Origin of the sequence: Methylobacterium sp., from assembly GCF_019750675.1 — a bacterium.
GTDB lineage: Bacteria > Pseudomonadota > Alphaproteobacteria > Rhizobiales > Beijerinckiaceae > Methylobacterium.
In genome coordinates, this window is sequence record NZ_JAIEOF010000340.1 from 1 (window position 1) to 19,056 (window position 19,056).

Annotated in this window: 12 protein-coding genes; 10 read left to right on the forward strand and 2 right to left on the reverse strand. The window is 67.9% G+C overall.

What is annotated here, in order from left to right; all coding sequences use genetic code 11:
* Positions 1–89: 89 nt before the first annotated feature.
* The 4 genes from K2X24_RS17150 to K2X24_RS17165 all read left to right on the forward strand — a co-directional run bounded on the left by K2X24_RS17150 (position 90) and on the right by K2X24_RS17165 (position 5,801).
* Positions 90–2,372, forward strand: a complete 2,283-nt coding sequence (locus tag K2X24_RS17150) for a glycosyltransferase (RefSeq protein ID WP_292499541.1) — start codon at positions 90–92, stop codon at positions 2,370–2,372.
* A 48-nt stretch (positions 2,373–2,420) separates the two neighbouring features.
* Complete coding sequence (locus tag K2X24_RS17155) at positions 2,421–3,494, forward strand: WcbI family polysaccharide biosynthesis putative acetyltransferase (RefSeq protein ID WP_292499542.1); 1,074 nt, start codon at positions 2,421–2,423, stop codon at positions 3,492–3,494.
* Positions 3,495–3,529: 35 nt separating this feature from the next.
* A complete protein-coding gene (locus K2X24_RS17160) occupies positions 3,530–4,312 on the forward strand; it encodes a bifunctional 2-polyprenyl-6-hydroxyphenol methylase/3-demethylubiquinol 3-O-methyltransferase UbiG (RefSeq protein WP_292499543.1) in 783 nt (260 codons plus the stop codon).
* An 886-nt stretch (positions 4,313–5,198) separates the two neighbouring features.
* Complete coding sequence (locus K2X24_RS17165; RefSeq protein ID WP_292499544.1) at positions 5,199–5,801, forward strand: PAS domain-containing protein; 603 nt, start codon at positions 5,199–5,201, stop codon at positions 5,799–5,801.
* A gap of 19 nt (positions 5,802–5,820) precedes the next feature.
* Here the strand turns inward: K2X24_RS17165 and K2X24_RS17170 are convergent, their stop codons facing one another.
* The gene (locus K2X24_RS17170) at positions 5,821–8,463 is read right to left on the reverse strand and encodes an EAL domain-containing protein (protein WP_292499545.1); all 2,643 of its coding nucleotides are present in this window, start codon (positions 8,461–8,463) and stop codon (positions 5,821–5,823) included.
* Positions 8,464–9,670: 1,207 nt separating this feature from the next.
* On the opposite strand from K2X24_RS17170, the gene K2X24_RS17175 reads away from it, so the two are divergent.
* A complete protein-coding gene (locus tag K2X24_RS17175) occupies positions 9,671–10,060 on the forward strand; it encodes a helix-turn-helix transcriptional regulator (protein WP_292499546.1) in 390 nt (129 codons plus the stop codon).
* Between the two features lie 390 nt (positions 10,061–10,450).
* Positions 10,451–12,847, forward strand: coding sequence for a DNA topoisomerase (locus K2X24_RS17180; protein ID WP_292499547.1), 2,397 nt, complete (start codon positions 10,451–10,453; stop codon positions 12,845–12,847).
* Between the two features lie 39 nt (positions 12,848–12,886).
* Here the strand turns inward: K2X24_RS17180 and K2X24_RS17185 are convergent, their stop codons facing one another.
* A complete protein-coding gene (locus K2X24_RS17185) occupies positions 12,887–13,015 on the reverse strand; it encodes a hypothetical protein (RefSeq protein WP_279578357.1) in 129 nt (42 codons plus the stop codon).
* A 665-nt stretch (positions 13,016–13,680) separates the two neighbouring features.
* On the opposite strand from K2X24_RS17185, the gene rocF reads away from it, so the two are divergent.
* The 4 genes from rocF to K2X24_RS17205 form a co-directional block, all read left to right on the forward strand.
* Positions 13,681–14,670: an arginase gene (rocF, locus tag K2X24_RS17190; RefSeq protein WP_292499548.1), complete on the forward strand. Its 990-nt coding sequence runs from the start codon at positions 13,681–13,683 to the stop codon at positions 14,668–14,670.
* A gap of 165 nt (positions 14,671–14,835) precedes the next feature.
* On the forward strand, positions 14,836–16,047 hold the full coding sequence (locus tag K2X24_RS17195) for a sensor domain-containing diguanylate cyclase (RefSeq protein ID WP_292499549.1): 1,212 nt from the start codon (positions 14,836–14,838) through the stop codon (positions 16,045–16,047).
* A 175-nt stretch (positions 16,048–16,222) separates the two neighbouring features.
* Positions 16,223–17,473, forward strand: coding sequence for a DNA repair exonuclease (locus tag K2X24_RS17200; RefSeq protein ID WP_292499550.1), 1,251 nt, complete (start codon positions 16,223–16,225; stop codon positions 17,471–17,473).
* Between the two features lie 31 nt (positions 17,474–17,504).
* The coding region (locus K2X24_RS17205) for an AAA family ATPase (RefSeq protein WP_292499551.1) at positions 17,505–19,056 on the forward strand (1,552 nt) is incomplete at its 3' end.

Sequence of the window (19,056 nt, forward strand, 5' to 3'; positions counted from 1 at the left end):
AGCTTGTACAAGCAGATGGCAAGCAACGGGCGGTTATCGACATCCTATGCGGTGCTGTCTTGGGCTGATATGGCTAAGGATCTCGTTGCATGAAGCTGCGAATCGGCTGGGTCACGCCATTCAACAACCGGACGGGAGTTGGAACGTTCAGCAAGGCTGTAACAGACGCGATTCCCGCCAAGCATGCCGGCGGTCAGATTGATCTGACAATCATCGCACCGGTCGTCGAAGGGCTCTATCCAACCCACCACCGATTCGTCGATATCGCTTCCGCGACGCCAGACAGCAAATTCTACAGCATGTTCGACGTGCTGATATACAATATCGGCAATAATGAAGAGCATCATAAGGCTCTTTTTGACGTACTTCAGAACTATCCTGGCATCATCATCTGCCATGATTATGTGTATCAGCATTTCCTTGCCAAGATCGTCCACGATGGGAGCAGCGCTTTTGCCGATCTCGTGGCGCTTTTCGCGCGCTACGGCGAGCCGGAATCCATGCGGCGGATTCGGCAATCGAATATTACCCAGACGAAGGGCCTACACTACGCGATTTGGGATTCCGATCTCTGCGGCTTGGATCCCATGGGCGCGCCGCTCTTTCAGCTCGGTTCGGCCCTGATCGTTCATTCTGCTTATGCTGAAGCCTACGCATCGCCGCGCTTCGATGGGCCGGTCTTACAACTCGGCATGCCCTGGGATCAGCGTCCGACCGCTGCGAGGTACGTGGAGCCTGTCGGTGCGCAGTCGCGCCAAACCTTGGTCTCGTTCGGGCATGTTCAGTCTACCAAGTGTATTGACGACATCCTTCTGGCTATCGCCAGCAAACAGGTCTTGCGGGATGAGATAACCTATGTCGTGGCCGGATTTTCCGGTGCGACGACTTACGTCGACCATCTCAAGAATATCGTCCGTGAACACAACCTCGAGCGCTGTGTGAGGTTTGCCCTCGATCTGTCCCAGGACGAGTTGGAGATCCTCTGCGCTCAAGCGGATGCGTTCATAAACTTACGCTTCCCGAACACCGAAGGGTCGTCCGTTTCGCTCATCGAGCAGCTGATCACGGCCAAACCCGTCATCGTCTTCAATACGGGATGTTACGCGGAAATCCCGCACGATGCCGTCATCAAGGTGTCCACACCACGCAACGTCGATGCGATTGCCGATGCGATCCTTCGCTTGCGCCATGACAGGACCGGCTTGGCGGCGATGGGCGAACGCGGTCGCTCCTACGCGATGCGGAGCAGTTGCCGGAGCTATGTCGGCGAACTCCTCGATTTCATCATCCGTCATGAGGCGCTGCTGCGCCGTCGAGGGAATGCTCACGCAACCTGCTTGATCGATGTCGAATGTCTCGGTGGCGTGGAGGATGAAGCGGACGAGCGTTGGGCAGAGGCCCTCTCGACCGCACGGACGACGTTCGATCTCCTGAACCAAGGTCGCTTCGCACTCGACCCGACTCTGATCGCGGATATCGGGCCGAACCGGATCGTCGATTACGCCCAGTCGGCGATACTGCGACAAGGCATGAATATGCGCCTGACGCAGGCCTTGCAGGACTACTTTCGCGATCAGCCCGACTTGTACAGAGCCTCGAAAGTCCTTCAGGCGGCCTATGAGTTTGGGACGCAACAAAACCTGGAGGATGCGGAGTATCTGCCGGACATCATTCCGCATGGGGATTTGAATTTCTGGAGAATTCTTGCCGCGCTCGATGGCGACATGCTCGCTTCCGTCGCGCACGGCTCATTCTTCGGAAGTCTGCCTGCGCCAACGACCGACAGCACGGCCCTTCAAAACCTGGATGACAGCTTCATCCGGCGCCTTCGATTGTCGGAGGCTCTGGAGGCGAGGCGCTCCGAGGATCTGAGGGCGAGCCCCGAGGATCTCATTTCAGTGATCCGCTGGCTGCGTCGGCGCGACCTGAGCGACAACAGAATGGTCCTCCAGCCGGTGCGGGTGGGGCAAACGATCAGTACAGGTTCGCCCGAACATCAACAATTTGTCCGCGTTTTCGGGTTTTTCGGCACCTCGAAAGAGCATCCTTGGTCTGGTCCGGAGCCAGGCTCGATCTATGTGGTCCCCGCCCCCGGGGCTCGGAAAGTTATTCTATTCGGAGAGTTGCTTCATAGCGGCGTATCCATCAAAGTAAGCTTGGCGACCGAGAAGGGTCTCGATTATACCTCCAGGAATTACTGCAGGGATAACGGATCTATTGAGATCGATCTTCCCGACATCCCGGCGGCGACATCGGGGTTGCCGCTTTGTTTGATCTTGGAAAGTCAAGGATGTCGTTCGCCCGCGTCCTTTGGAAACTCGAGTGATCCTCGGCCGCTCGGCTTCCTGATGAGACAAGTCGCAATTCAATAAATCGGAATGTTTCTGTCAAAAATTCCGCATGTGTAGGAGGGGCCGCCCGTGAATTTACTTGTCTACGGCGGGTGTCACGCACTGATCCTGAAGCGCTTGATCGATGAATTGGGGCCCCAAGGTCGGCACCACGTTACGCTTCTGATCAACTTTCAAGTCGTTGCCTCAGGCAAACCTTTTCCTTATGAAAAACTGCGCGATTACGACGTGGTTATCTATTCGCCGATCCAGAACAAGGGCGATTATAATACCTCCTTCCTCGAGGAGGCTTGCGAGGAATGCGGTGTTCCAACGATCTGCTTTCCTTGGCTGGAATGGCACGGGCATTCGCCCGGAGCCGATAAGGATTGGTTCTGGGGCCACCATGGCTGGTACTTTCCGGCTTTGGTCGAACTCAGCCGTGAGTTTTGGGATTGCAGTGCGTTTTCCCGATTCGTTCGAGCGGAGTATCCATCCCAGGAAGCCATCCAAACCTATTTTGCCGATACGACGCGAAGGCTGAAAGAACAAGAACAGGCTTTTGATTGCCAAGTTAAGATCTCGGATTTCGTCCTTGACAACTATCATGATCGAAGGATGTTTCTGACGCCGGATCATCCGACGCTGGTACTCTATCGCTATGTCATGAACGAGATAGAGAATTTGGTGGGGACAAGACTCGTCGCCTCCTGGCCGTCCGACCTTCCGGAGCTTCAACCCGAGGAGCGGACCCCAATCCTGCCGAGGATCGCGGCCGAAACACAGCTGACCTTCGCCGATACGACATGGCGATCCGAGACTCAGCCCCTCGTGACCATGGATCTCGATGGATTTCTCGCACTCCATTTCCAGGCCGGTCGCCGTGCCCTGTCTCAGGGGGAAGGCGTCGAGACTGTCCTGGCGACGGCAGCTCGCCCGACCTGGGTCGGATCGCCTCGGCACAGTGCCGCCGACGAAGGCCCGGTTGCCGTTCCCATCTTCACGCAGGTTCTGATGCGCCGCGCCGCGCCGACTGCCGGCCAGGCTTACTTCGATGGCGAGATCCTGGCGACGCTGACAGATCATCCACCGCTGGATGCCGTGCCACGCAGCGTCGACGGCTGGTGCAGATTCCGCAGCGATGATTGGACTTTCCGATCATAGGCAGAACGTTCAATTTCCAACAACAGGAGCCTATAATGCAGGTGAATTGGGCTAGCCCACGCTCTGGAATCGATCGTGAGAAATGCTTTTTCTATCATACGATTGATCTCAAGGATGGAACCACGATCGAGGGACACTGGGATCTCCGCGGGCGGTATGCCGATTACACCGGGCACGTCGATCTGACCGGTGCCCGTGTTCTGGATGTCGGGACGGCCTCCGGGTTCTTGAGCTTCTCGGCCGAAGCGGCGGGTGCCCGAGAGGTTGTGTCGTTCGATCTCGATACGGCAGAGCGTCAGCATCTGCTGCCGTTTCACGGAACACCCTACGTGACGGATCACGCGTCATGGGTTCGGGCCCAGACGGCGGCATTCGACACCTGGAAGAATGCGTACTGGTTTACGCACCAGAAACTGAGCTCTCGTGCGCGCGCGATATACGGCGACGTGTACGATCTGCCGGACGGAATCGGGACCTTCGATGTTGTCATACTCGGAGCGATTCTCGAGCATCTCGGTGATCCGGTGCGCGCGATCGGTTCGATCGCCAGGGTCGCTTCGAAGCGGATCGTGATCAATACCGACATCATCCCAGGTGACGAGCCGATCGGGCGCTTCAACGGTGACCCGGCCTACCCCGAGCGATCCTATATCTTCTGGACCTACACTCTGGAAACGTATCGAAGAATCCTTGCGATCTGTGGTTTCGAGATCGAGAACGTGCACGAAGACACCTACAAGGCGTTCTCCCCGCTCGCCACGGACAAGGGTTGGGTCCAAACGCCGCGAACGACGATCGTTGCGCGACGGGTTGGATAAGACCGTTCCGCGGGAACAGTGGCCGGGGGCAGCGCGGGTCTTGCAACCGGCTCTGCTGCCGGGCTCGGTCGGCGTTGCTCCGGGGAGTTTTGACTCCACTGAAAGGTCCAGGCTGGCGGCGACGTCCACGGACGAGCGGTTTGCCAAGATCGCCGCGCACCTGCCGACCAAGATCTGGGGGCCAGGAGCGCGTCGATGACCGGTGCCGTGATGGGCGGCCCGACGAGGACCCTCCACGGTCGCGAGAAGAGGCCGCAGACAGTTTGCGTGCACTCCATGGAGAACAGCGATCTCGCCCTCGGCCACAGGCTGGCACTTCATTCCGAGCATCGTTTCCTTCGCGGGCGCTGCCGCGGGCGTCGTCGCCACCAACATCCGCGAGAGCCGGTCGGTGCGGGACCTCGCCGGCATCGAGGCCGCACTCGGGACGTCCATCACGCGGGCCGAGGATGTCCAGACGCAGGGGTCCCGGGGACTGACGGGACCGCCTGAGCAGACGGTCTCGTCGGGCGTTCGCGCGCGTCTCCGGGCCGATACGACGGACGCGGCGCCCAAGACATGACTGCGTCGGCGGGTGAATCCGTTGCTCGTCTCAAAGGAAATCCGGTTCGCATGACAGATCTCAGGTCGCGCCCCGCAACAACGTCGCGCCCGCCTGGACACGATGTGACAGGTGCACCAAACATGCTAGATCTGCCGTCGACTCGGGAATTCGGGACCATCGCTTTCTCTATGGTGCCGAATGTTTGCACGATATTGCCGATTTGCAGGACGCCGCCCCGCAGGACGTCGGAGCGTCGGGCGCGGATGACCTCGCGTCGTTCCTTGTTTTCTCCTTCGCTCCGCGCACGCCGGGTCCGCTGGAACCACTGAGGAATGCAGCCAGGTGGGACGACATCACGTCTTTGCTGCCAAAGCGTCGCCGGACGTTTTTCAGGAGAAGCTCGACGCCTCGGACATCGTCGGCCGATGGAAGTGGGACATCGTCCGCGACCGGATCTATGCCGACGCTGCCGTCGCACTCCTGTTCAATCTCGAGCCCGCTGTCGCGCGGGCCGGGGCCTCGCTCGATCGCTACCTTGAAGCGGTCCATCCGGAGGATCGCGAGCGCGCGAGCCGGGACATCGCCTCGAGCCTGCTGGCCGGGCGCGCCTACCGGCAGGAATACCGCGTGCGCTCGGTCGACGGCGTGACGCGCCGGATCCTCGCGCGCGGCCGGATCCAGCGCGACGCGGCGGGGCGTCCGAAGTGGGGGCGCGTTCTCCTCATCGACGTGACGCAGGACCATCCCGATGCGACCGGGGACGCGCGACCCGAGGCGCACCAGCATCCCCTGCCCCTCGCGGCCGAGTACTGCATGGCCATGCGGCAGGCGCTCTACGAGCTTCCCGAGCCGCTCCTGCGCCGGATGAGCGACATGCTGCTCCTCGAGATCGGTCGTGCCATGGTCCGGGCCGAGAGCGCCGAGCAGCGCAGTCAGATGAATTGAGGGCCGCCGGCGGGCCGGATCACCCGGGGACGAGCGGGCGACCGTCGCGGATGAGCTTCAGCACGTCGTGGGGCGGCAGGGGCGGGCTGAAGAAGTAGCCCTGGACCTCCGTGCAGCCCTCCGCCCTGACGAAGTCCCGCTGTTCCGGCGTCTCGACGCCCTCGGCGGTGATGCGGGCGCCGAGATTGACGGCGAGCGTCACGATCGCCCGGACGATCGCGGCCGTCCGGGGATTGATCATCCCGGCGACGAAGGAGCGATCGATCTTCACCGTGTCGAAGCTGAAGCGGTGAAGGTAGCTCAGGCTCGAATACCCGGTGCCGAAATCGTCGAGGGCGATGCGGACGCCTTGGGCCCGCAGGCGTCGGATGCTCGCGCCCACCGCCTCCGCATCCTGCATCAGGATCGTCTCGGTGATCTCGAGTTCGAGGCGATGCGGCGCGAGCCCGGACTGTGCCAGGGCGTGGGCGACCGTCTCCTCCATGCTGATCTGCTGGAACTGGAGCGCCGACACGTTGACGGCGATCTTCAGGGGTTCCGGCCAGGACGCTGCCTCGTGGCAGGCTTCCTTCAGGGCCCAGGCGCCGAGGGAGATGATGAGGCCGGTCTCCTCCGCGATGGGAATGAACGCGCTGGGTGGAATCGCGCCCTTCAGGGGATGCTGCCAGCGCATCAGGGCCTCGAACCCGGTGATGGACCCGGTCGCGAGATCGACGATCGGTTGGTAGTGCAGCAGGAAGCCGCCCCGCTTCATCGCGGCGCGCATGTCGCGTTCGAGCGAATCGCCCACATTGCCCGGGTCGCCCGAGTCCCGCGAATGGCCCGAATTTCCCTGCGCTTCCATCGGAGAATCGTGGAAGCGGTAGGTGTTCCGTCCCGCGGCCTTGGCCTTGTACAGCGCCACGTCGGATCGCCTGAAGAGTTCGTTCCCGTCGAGGCCGCCGGAGCAGAGCGCAATGCCGATGCTCGCGCCCACCGAGACCCTGTGGCCGCCGAGGTCGACCGGCCGGTTGACCGCCTCGATCACCCGTGCCGCCAGGTGGCTCGCATCGCCCGGATGGGTGATCGGCCCCAGGACCACGGCGAATTCGTCGCCGCCGAGGCGGGCCACCGTATCGCCGTCGCGAACGGCCGCCCGGAGACGGTCCGCGATGCAGCGCAGGAGGCGGTCGCCGGCCAGGTGTCCCAGGGTGTCGTTGACCTGCTTGAAGCGATCCAGGTCGCAGGCGAGGACGGCGAACCGCGTGCCGTTCCGCCCGGCATCCCGCAGCGCCCGATCGAGCCGCTCCCAGAACAGCGTCCGGTTCGGCAGGTCGGTCAGGGGATCGTGCAGGGCCAGGTGCGCGATGCGCTGCTCGTCGCGTTTGCGCTGGGTGATGTCGAAATGGGTGCCGACGACGCGCAGCGGCGCGCCGTTCGCATCGCGGCTGACGACCTTGCCCCGCGCCAGAAGCCAGATGTAGTGACCCTGCTTGGCCCGCAGGCGGTATTCGCACGCGAAGGTCGGCGTGCGGCCCTCGAAATGGTCCAGCATGGCCCGCCGGGAGCGTTCGGCGTCGTCGGGATGGATGAGCGCGTTCCAGGACTTGATGTGGTGGCGGACCTCGCTCGCATCGTAGTCGAGCATGGCGGCCCAGTGCTCCGAGAGTTCGACCTCGCCGGTGGGCACCGACCAGTCCCAGAGGCCGTCGCTTCCGCTGCTGAGCGCGAGGGCCAGGCGCTCCTCGCTGACGCGCAGCGCATCCTCCACGGCCTTGCGCTCGGTGATGTCGCGCAGCGAGGTGACGTAGCCGGTCGGGCGCTGGGTGACGGGGTCGCGCGCCAGGCTCTGCGAGACTTCCATCGGAAGCCAGCGGCCGTCCTTGCAGCGGTAGCGCTGGCACGTCGAGGCCTGGTCGACCCGGCCCCCGGTCAAATCGTCGAGCACGCGGCGGAACGCGTCGACGTCGTCGGGATGGACGAAATCCAGGGGCTTGGTCCCGATCAGCGCATCCGGATCGTAGCCCAGCACCGTTCTGACCGAGGGCGAGACGTAGCGTCGGGTGGTGTCCATGTCCGACCAGATGATGACGTCCGTCGTCGTCTCGGCGAGGAGGCGGAAGCGCTGCTCGCTCGCGCGCAGGGCATGCTCCGCCGCGCAGCGCTGCCCGGACTCCATCTCGCTCGCGCGCCGGGTCTCGTACAGGCGCAGGTGCGCCTCCACGATCAGGGCCAGATCCTGAAGCTGGCGGATCGCGCGCGCGGGCAGATCGGTTCTCGGCTTCCGGTCCATCACGCAGAACGTGCCGAGATTGAGCCCGGACCGGAGCGCGAGGGGCACGCCCGCGTAGAAGCGGGCATGGGGCTCGCCGGTGACGAACGGACTCCTGGCCGAGCGCGCGTCGCGGGCAAGATCGCCGATGATCAGCGGGGTGTTGCCCGCGCCCCGGATGGTCAGGTCGCAGAACGCGCCCTGGCGCGCCAGGCTGTCGATCTCGATCCCGACCTTGGCCTTGAGCCAGACCCGGTTCTCGTCGACCAGTTGAACGGCCGCCATCGGAGCGTCGAAGAGATGCGCGGCCATTCTACAGACCGCGTCGAGATGAAGATCGGGGTCGGAATCCATGATCTTGAGATCGCGAAGGGCCGTAAGCCGCTTGCGTTCCTCGCTGGCATCCAACATCGGTTCAGCTCCCGGCCTTCGGAGGATCGGCGCAAAAACAACCTGTATAAGAACATTTGGTCCAAAATTATTCCTCAAAGGCGATTTTTTCACGCATAACGCTAGAGTCTTGGTTCCTGATTGGTGAATGTCTCCGTCGCGGCTCGCGAGCCTGGTCGAGGGGCCGTCGCGCGATCCGGCTGCCCGCCCGCTGGCCGGCCCGTCGAGATCGTCGCGTGGACGACCCATCAGCCAGGACCGTTGGGCTTGCCGGGTTCGGGCGGCGGCCGGGGCGCGGGCTGCCCAGGCGACCCGGACGGGGCGCCCCGAGGCCGAGGCTGCCGCCGCCGCCCGGCCAATGCGGGCAGGGTCGAATTCCTCGGTTGCCCAGGCGCGCCGCCGCTACGGGCGATGGTCGGCAGGCGCGGACCAGACAGGCCCGTCGCGAACGATCCTTGCCCTGTGCCCCCGAGCCGCTGCGGAGGCTCGTCCCGAAGCGCCAATTCGGCTATCGGATATCCACAGGGTATTTGTTTCTCAAGATCGGGGGTATTTATTTCCCATGGAATAATGCCTTCTATAGCATGAAATCAATCGTTTTAGTGTATTTCAGCATCAAAATATGCAAAAATACCGATGAAGCTCAGGCGTATTCCTTTGGTTTGATTGTCGTGCAGGGGTGCTGTGTCGGCAATCTGCGGCGATCGCACGGATGGCGGGGTATCGATATTCTCGGTCCGCCCATAAATTCGATCGGCATTTCAAGTTGATGGCCGAACAAACCCCGGCCCGGATAACAAATATTAATGCAATGCGTTTCGCTCGCTTTTGAGGCGAATGTTCTGGTATAAGGCATACGACATTGTGAACTGTGCGGAGGATTGGCGATGGCGACCCAAGTCAGTAGCGTCCGCGCAATTCGGTGGGCGCCCGATGGAGGCTGCAAGTCGGAGTTGTGGGAGGGGACGAGCCGGCCCTACAGTCGGGCGGGCTGACGATTTTTCGGCGGCACACTCGGTATTCCGACGGATATGCCCCAGGGCGAAGACAATGCTATCAAGCACGTATTCCTGCGGATCATGTCCGTCGCATCCCAATCTTCGGCAACACGCTTGTTCGCACTGCCCGCGGCGCCGATTAGCAGGGATCAGGAGATCACACAGTTAGTCTCGCTGGTTCATGCGAGTCGTGAGGGCAGGATAAAAGAACAGCTCCGAGTATGGCGGTAATGTCAGATACGAACAAAGATGGAAGCGCAGGAGAGATCGGGCATCGTATCAAATCGTTGCGACGGTCTGCCGGCCTCAGCCAAGCAAACTTAGGCAACGCCCTCGGTGTGACCTTCCAGCAGGTCCAGAAATACGAGAGCGGCCGAAGCAAGATTGCGGCAGAGAAGCTTCATCGCATTGCCCAAGCCCTCGGCGTCGACATCAACTATTTCTACGAGTCGAGGCCGGAGGCCGGCTCGGCCGAAAAATCTCCCGACGGTAGCTATTCGCAGGCGACACCGGAAAGCGCTTTGTTCAAGGAATCCTTCGACAAGATCAAGGATCCGCGCGCGCGTTACCTGCTCGCGGAGCTGGCCCGCGTGTTCAGCGAAATCGAATCGGGTCGGTAGCGTTCCCGCACCGACGGATCGGCCGCAGCCCCGCAGCATGAGCATCGTGCCGCGGGCGAACCTGTTCCGCATCGGCGACGAGGTCGAGATCCTCCGCTCAAGGGAACCCGACAGGTCGACTGGGGCGAGGCGACCGCCGAGCCTGTCGCGAAGTCCGGCGCCGCGCGCTCCGACGCGCGCGCTCTCCCCTGTCATGGCGTCTCTGGCGATACCGCCGGTAGCCCCTTGCCTCGCGGGGGCACCTGCCGCTAAATAAGAACGAAGCGGGAACTCGTTCGGCGCGGCTGGAGTCGCGCGGTCGCAGGAGAGCAGCATGGCCCTTGACTGCTCGCGCCGCGCCGGCCCGGACCTTGCCCCACGTGGCGGCCGGCGGGCATGACGGCCGCCGCCATGGCAGCCCCGAGGGCGGGCCGCACGCTGTTCTTCTTCGAGAAACCGTCGGCGATGCGCCAGCTCCAGCGCTTCTTCCGCTCGCCCGATACCGTCTGCGTCTCCGCCGAGGGGCACCTCCTCGCCGCCGAGGAGCCCGGTGAGATCCGTCCCGAATGGAAGCCCTGGCACTTCGATGCCCTGCCCATCGTGGTCGACACCATTCCGGTGCGCTGCGGCACGAACCGCTCGGGCCAGTCGCATGCGGGCAAGCTCGCGGCGATCGGTCAGGCGCTGCGGGGCGTCGAGCGCGTGATCATCGCCACCGATCCGGGGCGCGAGGGCTCGATGATCGCCTGGGAGGTGCTGGAGCATCTCGGCTGGCGCGGGCGCGTCGACCGCCTGAAACTCGGCGCCCTCGACGACGTCTCGATCCGGCGCGCCTTCGCGGCCCTGGCGCGGGAGCCGGATTCCGGCGCGCGCGACTACGCCGCCTACCTGGAAGCCCTCTGCCGCCAGTACGAGGATTATCACCTCGGCCTCAACGGTACCCGGGCCATCTCGCTCAAGCTGCGCCCGGCCGCCTTCCGCGAGCCCTGGCGCTTCGGCGGCGTGCAGTCGCCGACGCTCGCCATCCTGGCCGACCTCGAAGAGCGCATCCGATCGTTCGTGCCGCAGGACTTCTTCAAGGTCGCGCTGCACCTCGAGACGGCCGAGGGGGCCGCCCTGACCCTGTGGCACATGCCCAAGGACCGGATCTTCGAGCGCGAGGCGGCGGAGGTGATCCGGGCCGCCGCCGCGGCCTGGTCGGGGCCGCTCGCGGTGGAGCAGCGCGACCAACGCCGCGCGCCCCCGCGCCTGTTCTCGAAGGACACCCTGGCCCGGCGCTGCGCCAAGCGCTTCGGCTGGGACCCGCAGCAGACCGCGCGCCTCGCCCAGGAGCTCTACGACCAGGGCTACCTCAGCTACCCGCGCACCGAATCCGAGTCCCTGCCCGAGGGGCAGGCCGGGGACGCCGCCGCCGTGCTGGCCGCCGTGGGGAGCGCGCTGCCGGACGTGGCGATCCTGACGGCGGCGGGGCCTCCGGTGATCCGGCGCGGGGCCAAGGGGCACTACGTCCGGGATCCGGGCGAGCACCACGCCATCGTGCCCCTGCGCAAGGTACCCGCGCCGGGCCGGCTCGCCGCCGACCTGTTCCGCCTGTGGGACCTCGTGGCGCGGGCCTACTGCGCCGCGCACCTGCCCGACGGCATCGATGCCCGCACCGTGGTGGCGGCGGAGGTGGCCACGGCGCTGGGGGCCAAGCGCTTCAGCGTGACGGGGCGGGTCGTGCGCGTACCGGGTTGGCGCGCGGTCTACGGCACCGAGGCGGAGGTCGATGTGGATGCCGTGCCCGGGAAAGCGCGGGCCGAGGACGAGGCCAGCGCGGGGTCCCTGCCGCCGGTGCGAGACGGCGCGGGGGCGAGCGCCACGGGGGCCGACATCGCCGAGGCCGTGACCGAGCCGCCCCGGCGGATCACCCGGGGCGAACTGCCCGTGGTGATGGGGCGCCTGATCGATCAGGTGGAGGATCCGGCCGCCAAGCGGGCCCTGGAGAACCCCGTCAACCCCAACGAGCCGAAGGGGCTCGGCACGGCGGCGACCCGCGACACCATCCTGCCCAAGCTCCTGAAGAGCCACTACATTTCGCTCGCCGGCGGCAAGGACCCGGCCATCACGGTGACGGAGGTGGGACGCGCCTTCATCGCGGCGGTGCGGCGGGTGTTCCCGGCCTACGGCGATCCGGTGGGGCGGGCGATGTTCGAGGCGGAACTGGCCGAGATCGGGCGGGCCACCACCCGGGACGAGGCGCGGGCGCGGGCGGACAGCTTCCGGCGGCGCACCCGCGAGCGCCTGGACGGGCTCATCGCCGCCACCGCGCGGGCGCAAGCCGTCAACCTCGATCCGAGCCTCATTCCGGCGGAGGCAAATCCGGGGCGGGGCGGCGGGGTGCCGACGCCCGCCATGGTCGCCTTCGCGGTGTCCCTGGCCGCGCGCAAGGGCGTGCCCCTGCCACGGGGATGCAAGAGCAGCCTGGCCCGCTGCCGGGCCTTCCTGGATGCCCATGCGGGGGCGCGTGCGGCGGAGGGTCCGAAGGGGGCGGAGCGGGCGCCGAGCCCGGCCATGTTGGCCTATGCGCGCCGCCTGGCGGAGGCGCGGGGGCTGGATTGTCCGCCCGAGGTCGAGGCGCGGTTCGAGGCCTGCCGGCGCTTTCTCGACGCGCACGCGGCGGGCGCCGGGGCCGGCGAACCGGCCGGTCGCCCGGTCAAGAGGCCGGCCAAGCGGCAGCCGCGGGAGTCGGCGAAGGAGACTGGCAGGCCGGCGGCCCGGCCACGGCGCGCGGGCGCCAAGCGGGCAACCCGTGGTGCATCAGGCTGAGGGTTTGCCGGCAACCCGTCACATGGCGGGCGCCCCGTGTCAGGTGGCGGCGGGCCGGTTACGGAACAGCCCGCCGAAGCTCTGGAACGGCAGCCAGAGGAGCTTGAGGAAGGCCCGGATCGTCAGGACGGCGGCGACGGTGAGGAGCGCCAGCAGCGTTTTGATCATGGGTAGACTCCTTGTACCAGGAACCGGTCGGCGCCGCCTCGCGGCGGACCCGGCGGCCGAGGACCATTGGGCTCCGAGAACCCGGCGGGATTAAGGACGGAACCGGACCGGACCGGGTGTCGCACCCGCTCCGGCGGGACCCCCGGAGGCTGGGACCGGAATGGTTAACAAAGGCTTGCCGCTGAAGGCATCCCGGCGCGGGCCGCGCCGCCGAAGGGCGCACCCGGGCGAGACGTTGGCCCCGTGAGAATGGTTCGCCTCCAAGTGGAGCGGCAGCCCCCAGACCAAAACCGTACGCTGTTCGATCGGTCCTCGCGATTACGGGCTCCTGCCGCCACCGCCGATCCGTTCATCGATCCGACGACGACGTGTCGTCGAGGCGATGCGCGGAGGAAACGAAGCGCGAGGCCTGTCCCCTGCCCGACGAACCCCGCGGGCCGATCTCCGCGCGAGGCGCCGACATCGGATCGGCCTCCTCCGGGCATCGGTTCGTCCCCGAGCGGACCGGCGTCTTGAAGGCGTCGTCACCCCGGCCCACCCTGCCCATCGCCGGGCGGCACGGTCCTGGCACGCACGGTCCTGGCAGGGCATGCTCCTGGCAGGGCATGGCCGGGCGAGAGGCCGCCGCACCGCCGGTTCCGCAGCGGACGCGAGGGAGACGGACCATGACGAATCCGCTGGGGACCAATCCGCCGGGGACCAATCCCCCGACGGCAAATCCGCGCTGCATCCTCATCGGGGCCCGCGTGCAGGAGGGGGCCGGGCGCCTGGGCTGCGACATGGGGCCGAGCGCCTACCGGGCCGCGGGCCTCGCCGAGACCCTGTCGGGGCTCGGGCACGACATCGTCGATGCGGGCGATCTCGCGCCGCCGCCGCTGCCGCCCGGCGCGGCCCCGGCGCGCGCCCACCCCAACGGGGCCTTGCGGCATCTGGGCGCCTTCGCGGCCTGGACGGAAATCCTCGCCGCGGCGGCCTTCGCGGCGAGCGGCGAGGGCCTGCCGATCTTCCTCGGGGGCGACCACAGCCTCTCGGCCGGCACCCTCTCGGGCCTCGGGCGCCGGGCGGCGGCCGAGGGGCGCCCGCTCTACGTGCTCTGGCTCGACGCGCACGCCGATTTCCACACCCTCGCCACCACCACGAGCGGCAACCTGCACGGGGTGCCCCTGGCCTACGCCACCGGGATGCCGGGCTTCTCCGGCTACCTGCCGGCCCCGCCCGCCCCCGTCGACCCGGCCCATGTCTGCCTCATGGGCACCCGCAGCCTCGACCCGGCCGAGAGGGCGGCGGTGCGCGCGGCCGGGGTGCTGGTCCACGACATGCGCACCATCGACGAGGCCGGCGTGGTCGCGCCGCTCAGGGCCTTCCTCGGCCGGGTCGCGGCGGCGGGCGGGCGCCTGCATGTCAGCCTCGACGTGGATTTCCTCGATCCCGGCATCGCGCCCGGCGTCGGCACCACGGTGCCGGGGGGCGCCACCTTCCGGGAGGCCCACCTGATCATGGAGATGCTGCACGATTCCGGCCTCGTCGGCAGCCTCGACCTCGTCGAGCTCAACCCCTTCCTCGACGAGCGCGGACGCACGGCCCACCTCATGGTCGACCTCGCCGCCAGCCTGATGGGCCGCCGCGTCCTGGACCGGCCGACCCAAAGCAACTGATCCGGTGGACGATGAATTGTGTTCCCGCCGTGACGGGATTGCAGCGTATTGCGCCGATCAGTTTCAGATTGCATGAAAAACGGCGGATAATACGAGGCAATTCGGTAATGATCTTTGGGTAGGTCCTCTCGGAATGCCCGACGCCGGGGTCCATGAGACGACGCGATGCAGAATGAGGAACAGGCGCGGCTGGCCGCCCTCGACCGCTACGACATCCTCGACACGCCGCAGGAGGAGGCCTTCGACCGCATCACCCGGTTGATCCGCCGGATCTTCGACGTGCCGATGTCGACCATCTCGCTGATCGACGCCCATCGCCAGTGGTTCAAGGCCCGCTCGGGCGTGGAGGCCTGCGAGACCGCGCGGGGGCCGGCCCTGTGCAACCTCGCCCTGCGCGAGCCGCGCTGCCTCGTGGTGCCCGACACCGCCGCCGACCCGCGCTTTTCCGCCAACCCCTTCGTGCTCGGGCCGCCGCTGATCCGGTTCTATGCCGGCGCGCCCCTGCGGACCCCGCAGGGCGTCGCCATCGGCACCCTGTGCGCCCTGGACACCCGGCCGCGCGGCTTCCGGCCGGACGAGGTCGAGACCCTGGTCGACCTCTCGCACGTGGTGATGCGCGAACTCGAATTGCGGCGCGTGGCCACGACGGACGGGCTCACCGGCGCCCTGTCGCGCCAGGCCTTCCGCGAGGCCTGCGCGGGCGCCCTGGCCCTGGCCCTGCGACACGGGCACCCGCTCGCCTGCCTCATGCTGGACCTCGACCACTTCAAGGCGGTCAACGACGGGTACGGCCATCCGGTCGGCGACCGGGTCCTGGCCGAGGTGGCGGCGGCCTGCCGGTCGCGGCTGCGCGGCTCCGACGCGTTCGGCCGGCTTGGCGGCGAGGAATTCGCGGTTCTGCTGCCCCAGACCGGCGCCGCCGCCGCCCTGGCGGTGGCCGAAACCCTGCGGGCCGCGATCGCGAACCTGCACGTGCCGATCCCGGACGGAACCCTGCGGCTGACCGCGAGCCTCGGCGTGGCGGCCCTCGATGCGGGCGCGGACGGCCCCGACGTGGACGGCCTCCTGGCGAGCGCCGACGCCGCGCTCTACGCCGCCAAGGCCGCGGGCCGGAACCGCTGCGCCGGCGCGCCGCGCTTGTCCTCCGGGGCCGGCGCCCGGCGGGTGCTGAAGGCGGGGCTGCTCTCCTTCGACGACGGCCGCGCGGGGCTCGACTGCACCGTGCGCAGCCTGTCCGAGGCGGGGGCCGCCCTGAACGTGGTCGACGCCCGGGACGTGCCCGAGACCTTCCGCCTCTCGATCCGCGACGACCGCTTCTCCCGCCGCTGCCGCATCGCCCTGCGGCGGGACGGACACCTCGACGTCGCGTTCGTATGAAGGGGACGGCCCTTCGGGCCGGGCGGCGTTAAGCGTTCACGGCCTACAAAGGCGGGCATCCGCGCGGCCCTCACGGCCGCGCGTTGCAATCGGCCGCCAAACCCGCGAGGTTGCGGCCCCGCCCCGGACCTCGACCGCGTGGGGCGCGCGAACCCAGGGACCCCGTCCGCGTTCCATGTCCGCGTTCAGCTTCATCCACGCCGCCGACCTGCATCTCGGCAGCCCCCTCGCCGGCCTCGCCCTCAAGGACCCGGAGATCGCCCGGCGCTTCGCCTCGGCCGGGCGCCGCGCCTTCGAGGACCTCGTCGGACAAGCCATCGAGCGGGGCGTCGCCTTCCTGGTCGTGGCCGGCGACGTCTATGACGGCGACTGGTCCGACAACACCATCGGGCTGTTCTTCGCCCGCCAGGTCGCCCGCCTCGACCGGGCCGGCATCCCCGTCATCCTGGTGCGGGGCAACCACGACGCCGAGAGCGTCATCACCCGCTCGATCACCCTGCCGGCCTCCGTGCGCGGCTTCTCCGCCACCCGGGCCGAGACCCACCGCCTGGAGGCCCTCAAGGTGGCGCTGCACGGGCGCAGCTTCCCCAACCGGGCGGTGGAGGAGAACTACGCCCTCACCTACCCGGCCGCCGTCCCGGGCTGGTTCAACATCGGCGTGCTGCACACCTCCTGCACCGGCCACGCGGCCCACGCCACCTACGCGCCCTGCTCGGTGGCGGACCTGGCGGGGCGGGGCTACGCCTACTGGGCGCTCGGCCACGTGCACGACTACGCCGAGCTTTCCCGCGACCCCTGGATCGTGTTCCCGGGCAACCTCCAGGGGCGCAGCATCCGCGAATGCGGGCCCAAAGGCGCCGTCCTGGTCTCGGTCGCGGATGGCCGGGTGAGCGGTGTCGAGCGCCTCATCGTCGACCAGGCCCGCTTCCACGCCCTCGACGTCGACCTCTCGGGGATCGTCGGCGAGCGCGAGGCGGTCGCAGCGATCGAGGCGGCCCTGCGGCCCCTCGCCGAGGCGGCGGCCGCGCGGCTCCTGGCCGTGCGGGTGCGCCTGTCCGGGCAGACCCCCGCCCACGACCGCCTCGCCGCCGACCGCGAGGGCCTCACCGCCGAGATCCAGGCCGCCGCCCACCGCATCCACGAGGACATCTGGCTGGAGCGCCTGCGCATCGAGACCGAGCGCCCCCGCCGGCCGGACACCGAGGCCCACCCCGAGGCCTTCGCGGCCATCGACCCCGCGACCCTGCTGGCGGCGGTCGACCACGAGCCGGAGTTCCGCGCCCGCGCCCGGGCGGCGCTCGCCGAGATCGCCGCCAAGATGCCGGCGGGGCTGGCCGCCGAGGACGATCTCGCCGCCGACCTCGACGCGCTCTGCGCGGAGGCCGAAGCGGTGATCCTCGGGCGCCTCTCTGGCCGCCGCTGCTGACCGCCCGACACGATTCCCCGCCAAGGTCCCGATGCGTCTCCTCAGACTCGACCTCGAACGCTACGGCCCCTTCACGGGCCGCACGGTCACGTTCCGGCCGGATGCGCGCCTACACGTGGTGCTGGGGGCCAACGAGGCCGGCAAGAGCTCGGCGCTCAGCGCCGTCACCGACCTCCTGTTCGGCATCGAGACGCGCACCCGCTACGACTTCCTGCACGACATGCCGCAGATGCGCATCGGCGCCGAGATCCGCGCCGCCGACGGGCGCCACCTCGGCTTCCGCCGCCGCAAGGGCACGAAGAACACCCTGGTGGACGCCGCCGACGCGGCCCTGCCGGAGGATGCGCTGGCCCCCTTCCTCGGCGGGCTCAGCCGCGAGGTGTTCTGCCGCGCCTTCGGCCTCGATGCCCGCGCCCTGCGGGCAGGCGCCGTCGAAATGATGGACGCCGAGGGGGAGGTCGGCGCCAGCCTGTTCGCGGCGGCCTCGGGCTTGCGCGGCTACAGCGGCCTCCAGGCCGAGCTGGAGGGGGAGGCCGAGCGCATTTTCATGCCGCGCGCCGCCCAGAGCCGGACCTTCTACCAGGCGCTGGCCCGCTACGACGAGGCCCGCAAGGCGATCCGGACGGGGGAGCTGCGGGCCGGCGACTGGCGCGACCTCAACGGCGAGATCGAGGCGGCCGGGGCGGCGCTCGCCGCCCTCAAGGCGGAGCGCGGGCGCCTCGCCGCCGAGCGCGCCCGCCTCATCCGCCTGCGCCGGGTCGGCCCGCTCCTCCAGGCCATCGACGCCGTGGCCGTGCCGGGGGCGACCGAGGGCGACCCGGTCGCCGTGCCGGAGGCCTGGATCGACCGGCTCGGCCAGGCGCTCGCCGCCCTGCGCGCGACGGGCGAGGCCGCGACCCGCACGCAGGCGGCCCTCGCGGAGGCCTCCCTCGCCCTGGAGGCGGTGCCGGTGGACGAGGGCGTGCTCGCCCGCGCCGACGAGATCCTGGAGGCGTTCCGCGGCACCGACCGCTTCGACAAGGGCGGCATCGACCTGCCCCGCATCCAGGGCGAGGCCGACGCCTTCGCGCGGGACCTCGCCCAGCTCGCCGCCCGGATCGGCCTGCCCGATGCCGAGGCGTTGCGCGCGCGCCAGCCCTCCGACGCCGCCCGCGCCCGCATCGAGGGCCTGATCCGGACGGGCCGGGAGGATTCCGCCGCCCTGACCCGCCTGGAACAGGACCTCGCCGCCCGCCGGGGCGAACGCGACCGCCTCGCCGCCGCCACGGATGCGGCGGCGGGCCTTTCCGACCCGGCCCCCCTGCGGGCCGACCTCAAGGCCTTCGCGGCCTTGCGCCGCGACATCGACCGGCGCGACGACCTCGACGCCGCCCTCACCCGCGAGGCCGGTTCGATCCGCATGCAGGCGGCCCGCCTGAGCCCCCCGATCCCGGATCTCGCCGCCTACACCGCCGGGCGCCCGCCCTCGGCCGAGGCGGTGACGCGTTTCCGGCGCAATCTCGACGCGGTGCTGCGCGAGCGCGACCGGGCCGCCGACCGCCTGGAGGCGACCCGGGGCGCGGTGGCCCAGCGCCGCGCGCGCC

Excerpts from the sequence above, each read along its gene's own strand:
- K2X24_RS17150 (WP_292499541.1), top strand. The coding sequence starts at position 90 with ATGAAGCTGCGAATCGGCTGGGTCACGCCATTCAACAACCGGACGGGA.
- K2X24_RS17160 (WP_292499543.1), top strand. The coding sequence starts at position 3,530 with ATGCAGGTGAATTGGGCTAGCCCACGCTCTGGAATCGATCGTGAGAAA.
- K2X24_RS17170 (WP_292499545.1), bottom strand. The coding sequence starts at position 8,463 with ATGTTGGATGCCAGCGAGGAACGCAAGCGGCTTACGGCCCTTCGCGAT.
- K2X24_RS17175 (WP_292499546.1), top strand. The coding sequence starts at position 9,671 with ATGTCAGATACGAACAAAGATGGAAGCGCAGGAGAGATCGGGCATCGT.
- K2X24_RS17180 (WP_292499547.1), top strand. The coding sequence starts at position 10,451 with ATGGCAGCCCCGAGGGCGGGCCGCACGCTGTTCTTCTTCGAGAAACCG.
- K2X24_RS17185 (WP_279578357.1), bottom strand. The coding sequence starts at position 13,015 with ATGATCAAAACGCTGCTGGCGCTCCTCACCGTCGCCGCCGTCCTGACG.
- rocF (WP_292499548.1), top strand. The coding sequence starts at position 13,681 with ATGACGAATCCGCTGGGGACCAATCCGCCGGGGACCAATCCCCCGACG.
- K2X24_RS17195 (WP_292499549.1), top strand. The coding sequence starts at position 14,836 with ATGCAGAATGAGGAACAGGCGCGGCTGGCCGCCCTCGACCGCTACGAC.
- K2X24_RS17200 (WP_292499550.1), top strand. The coding sequence starts at position 16,223 with ATGTCCGCGTTCAGCTTCATCCACGCCGCCGACCTGCATCTCGGCAGC.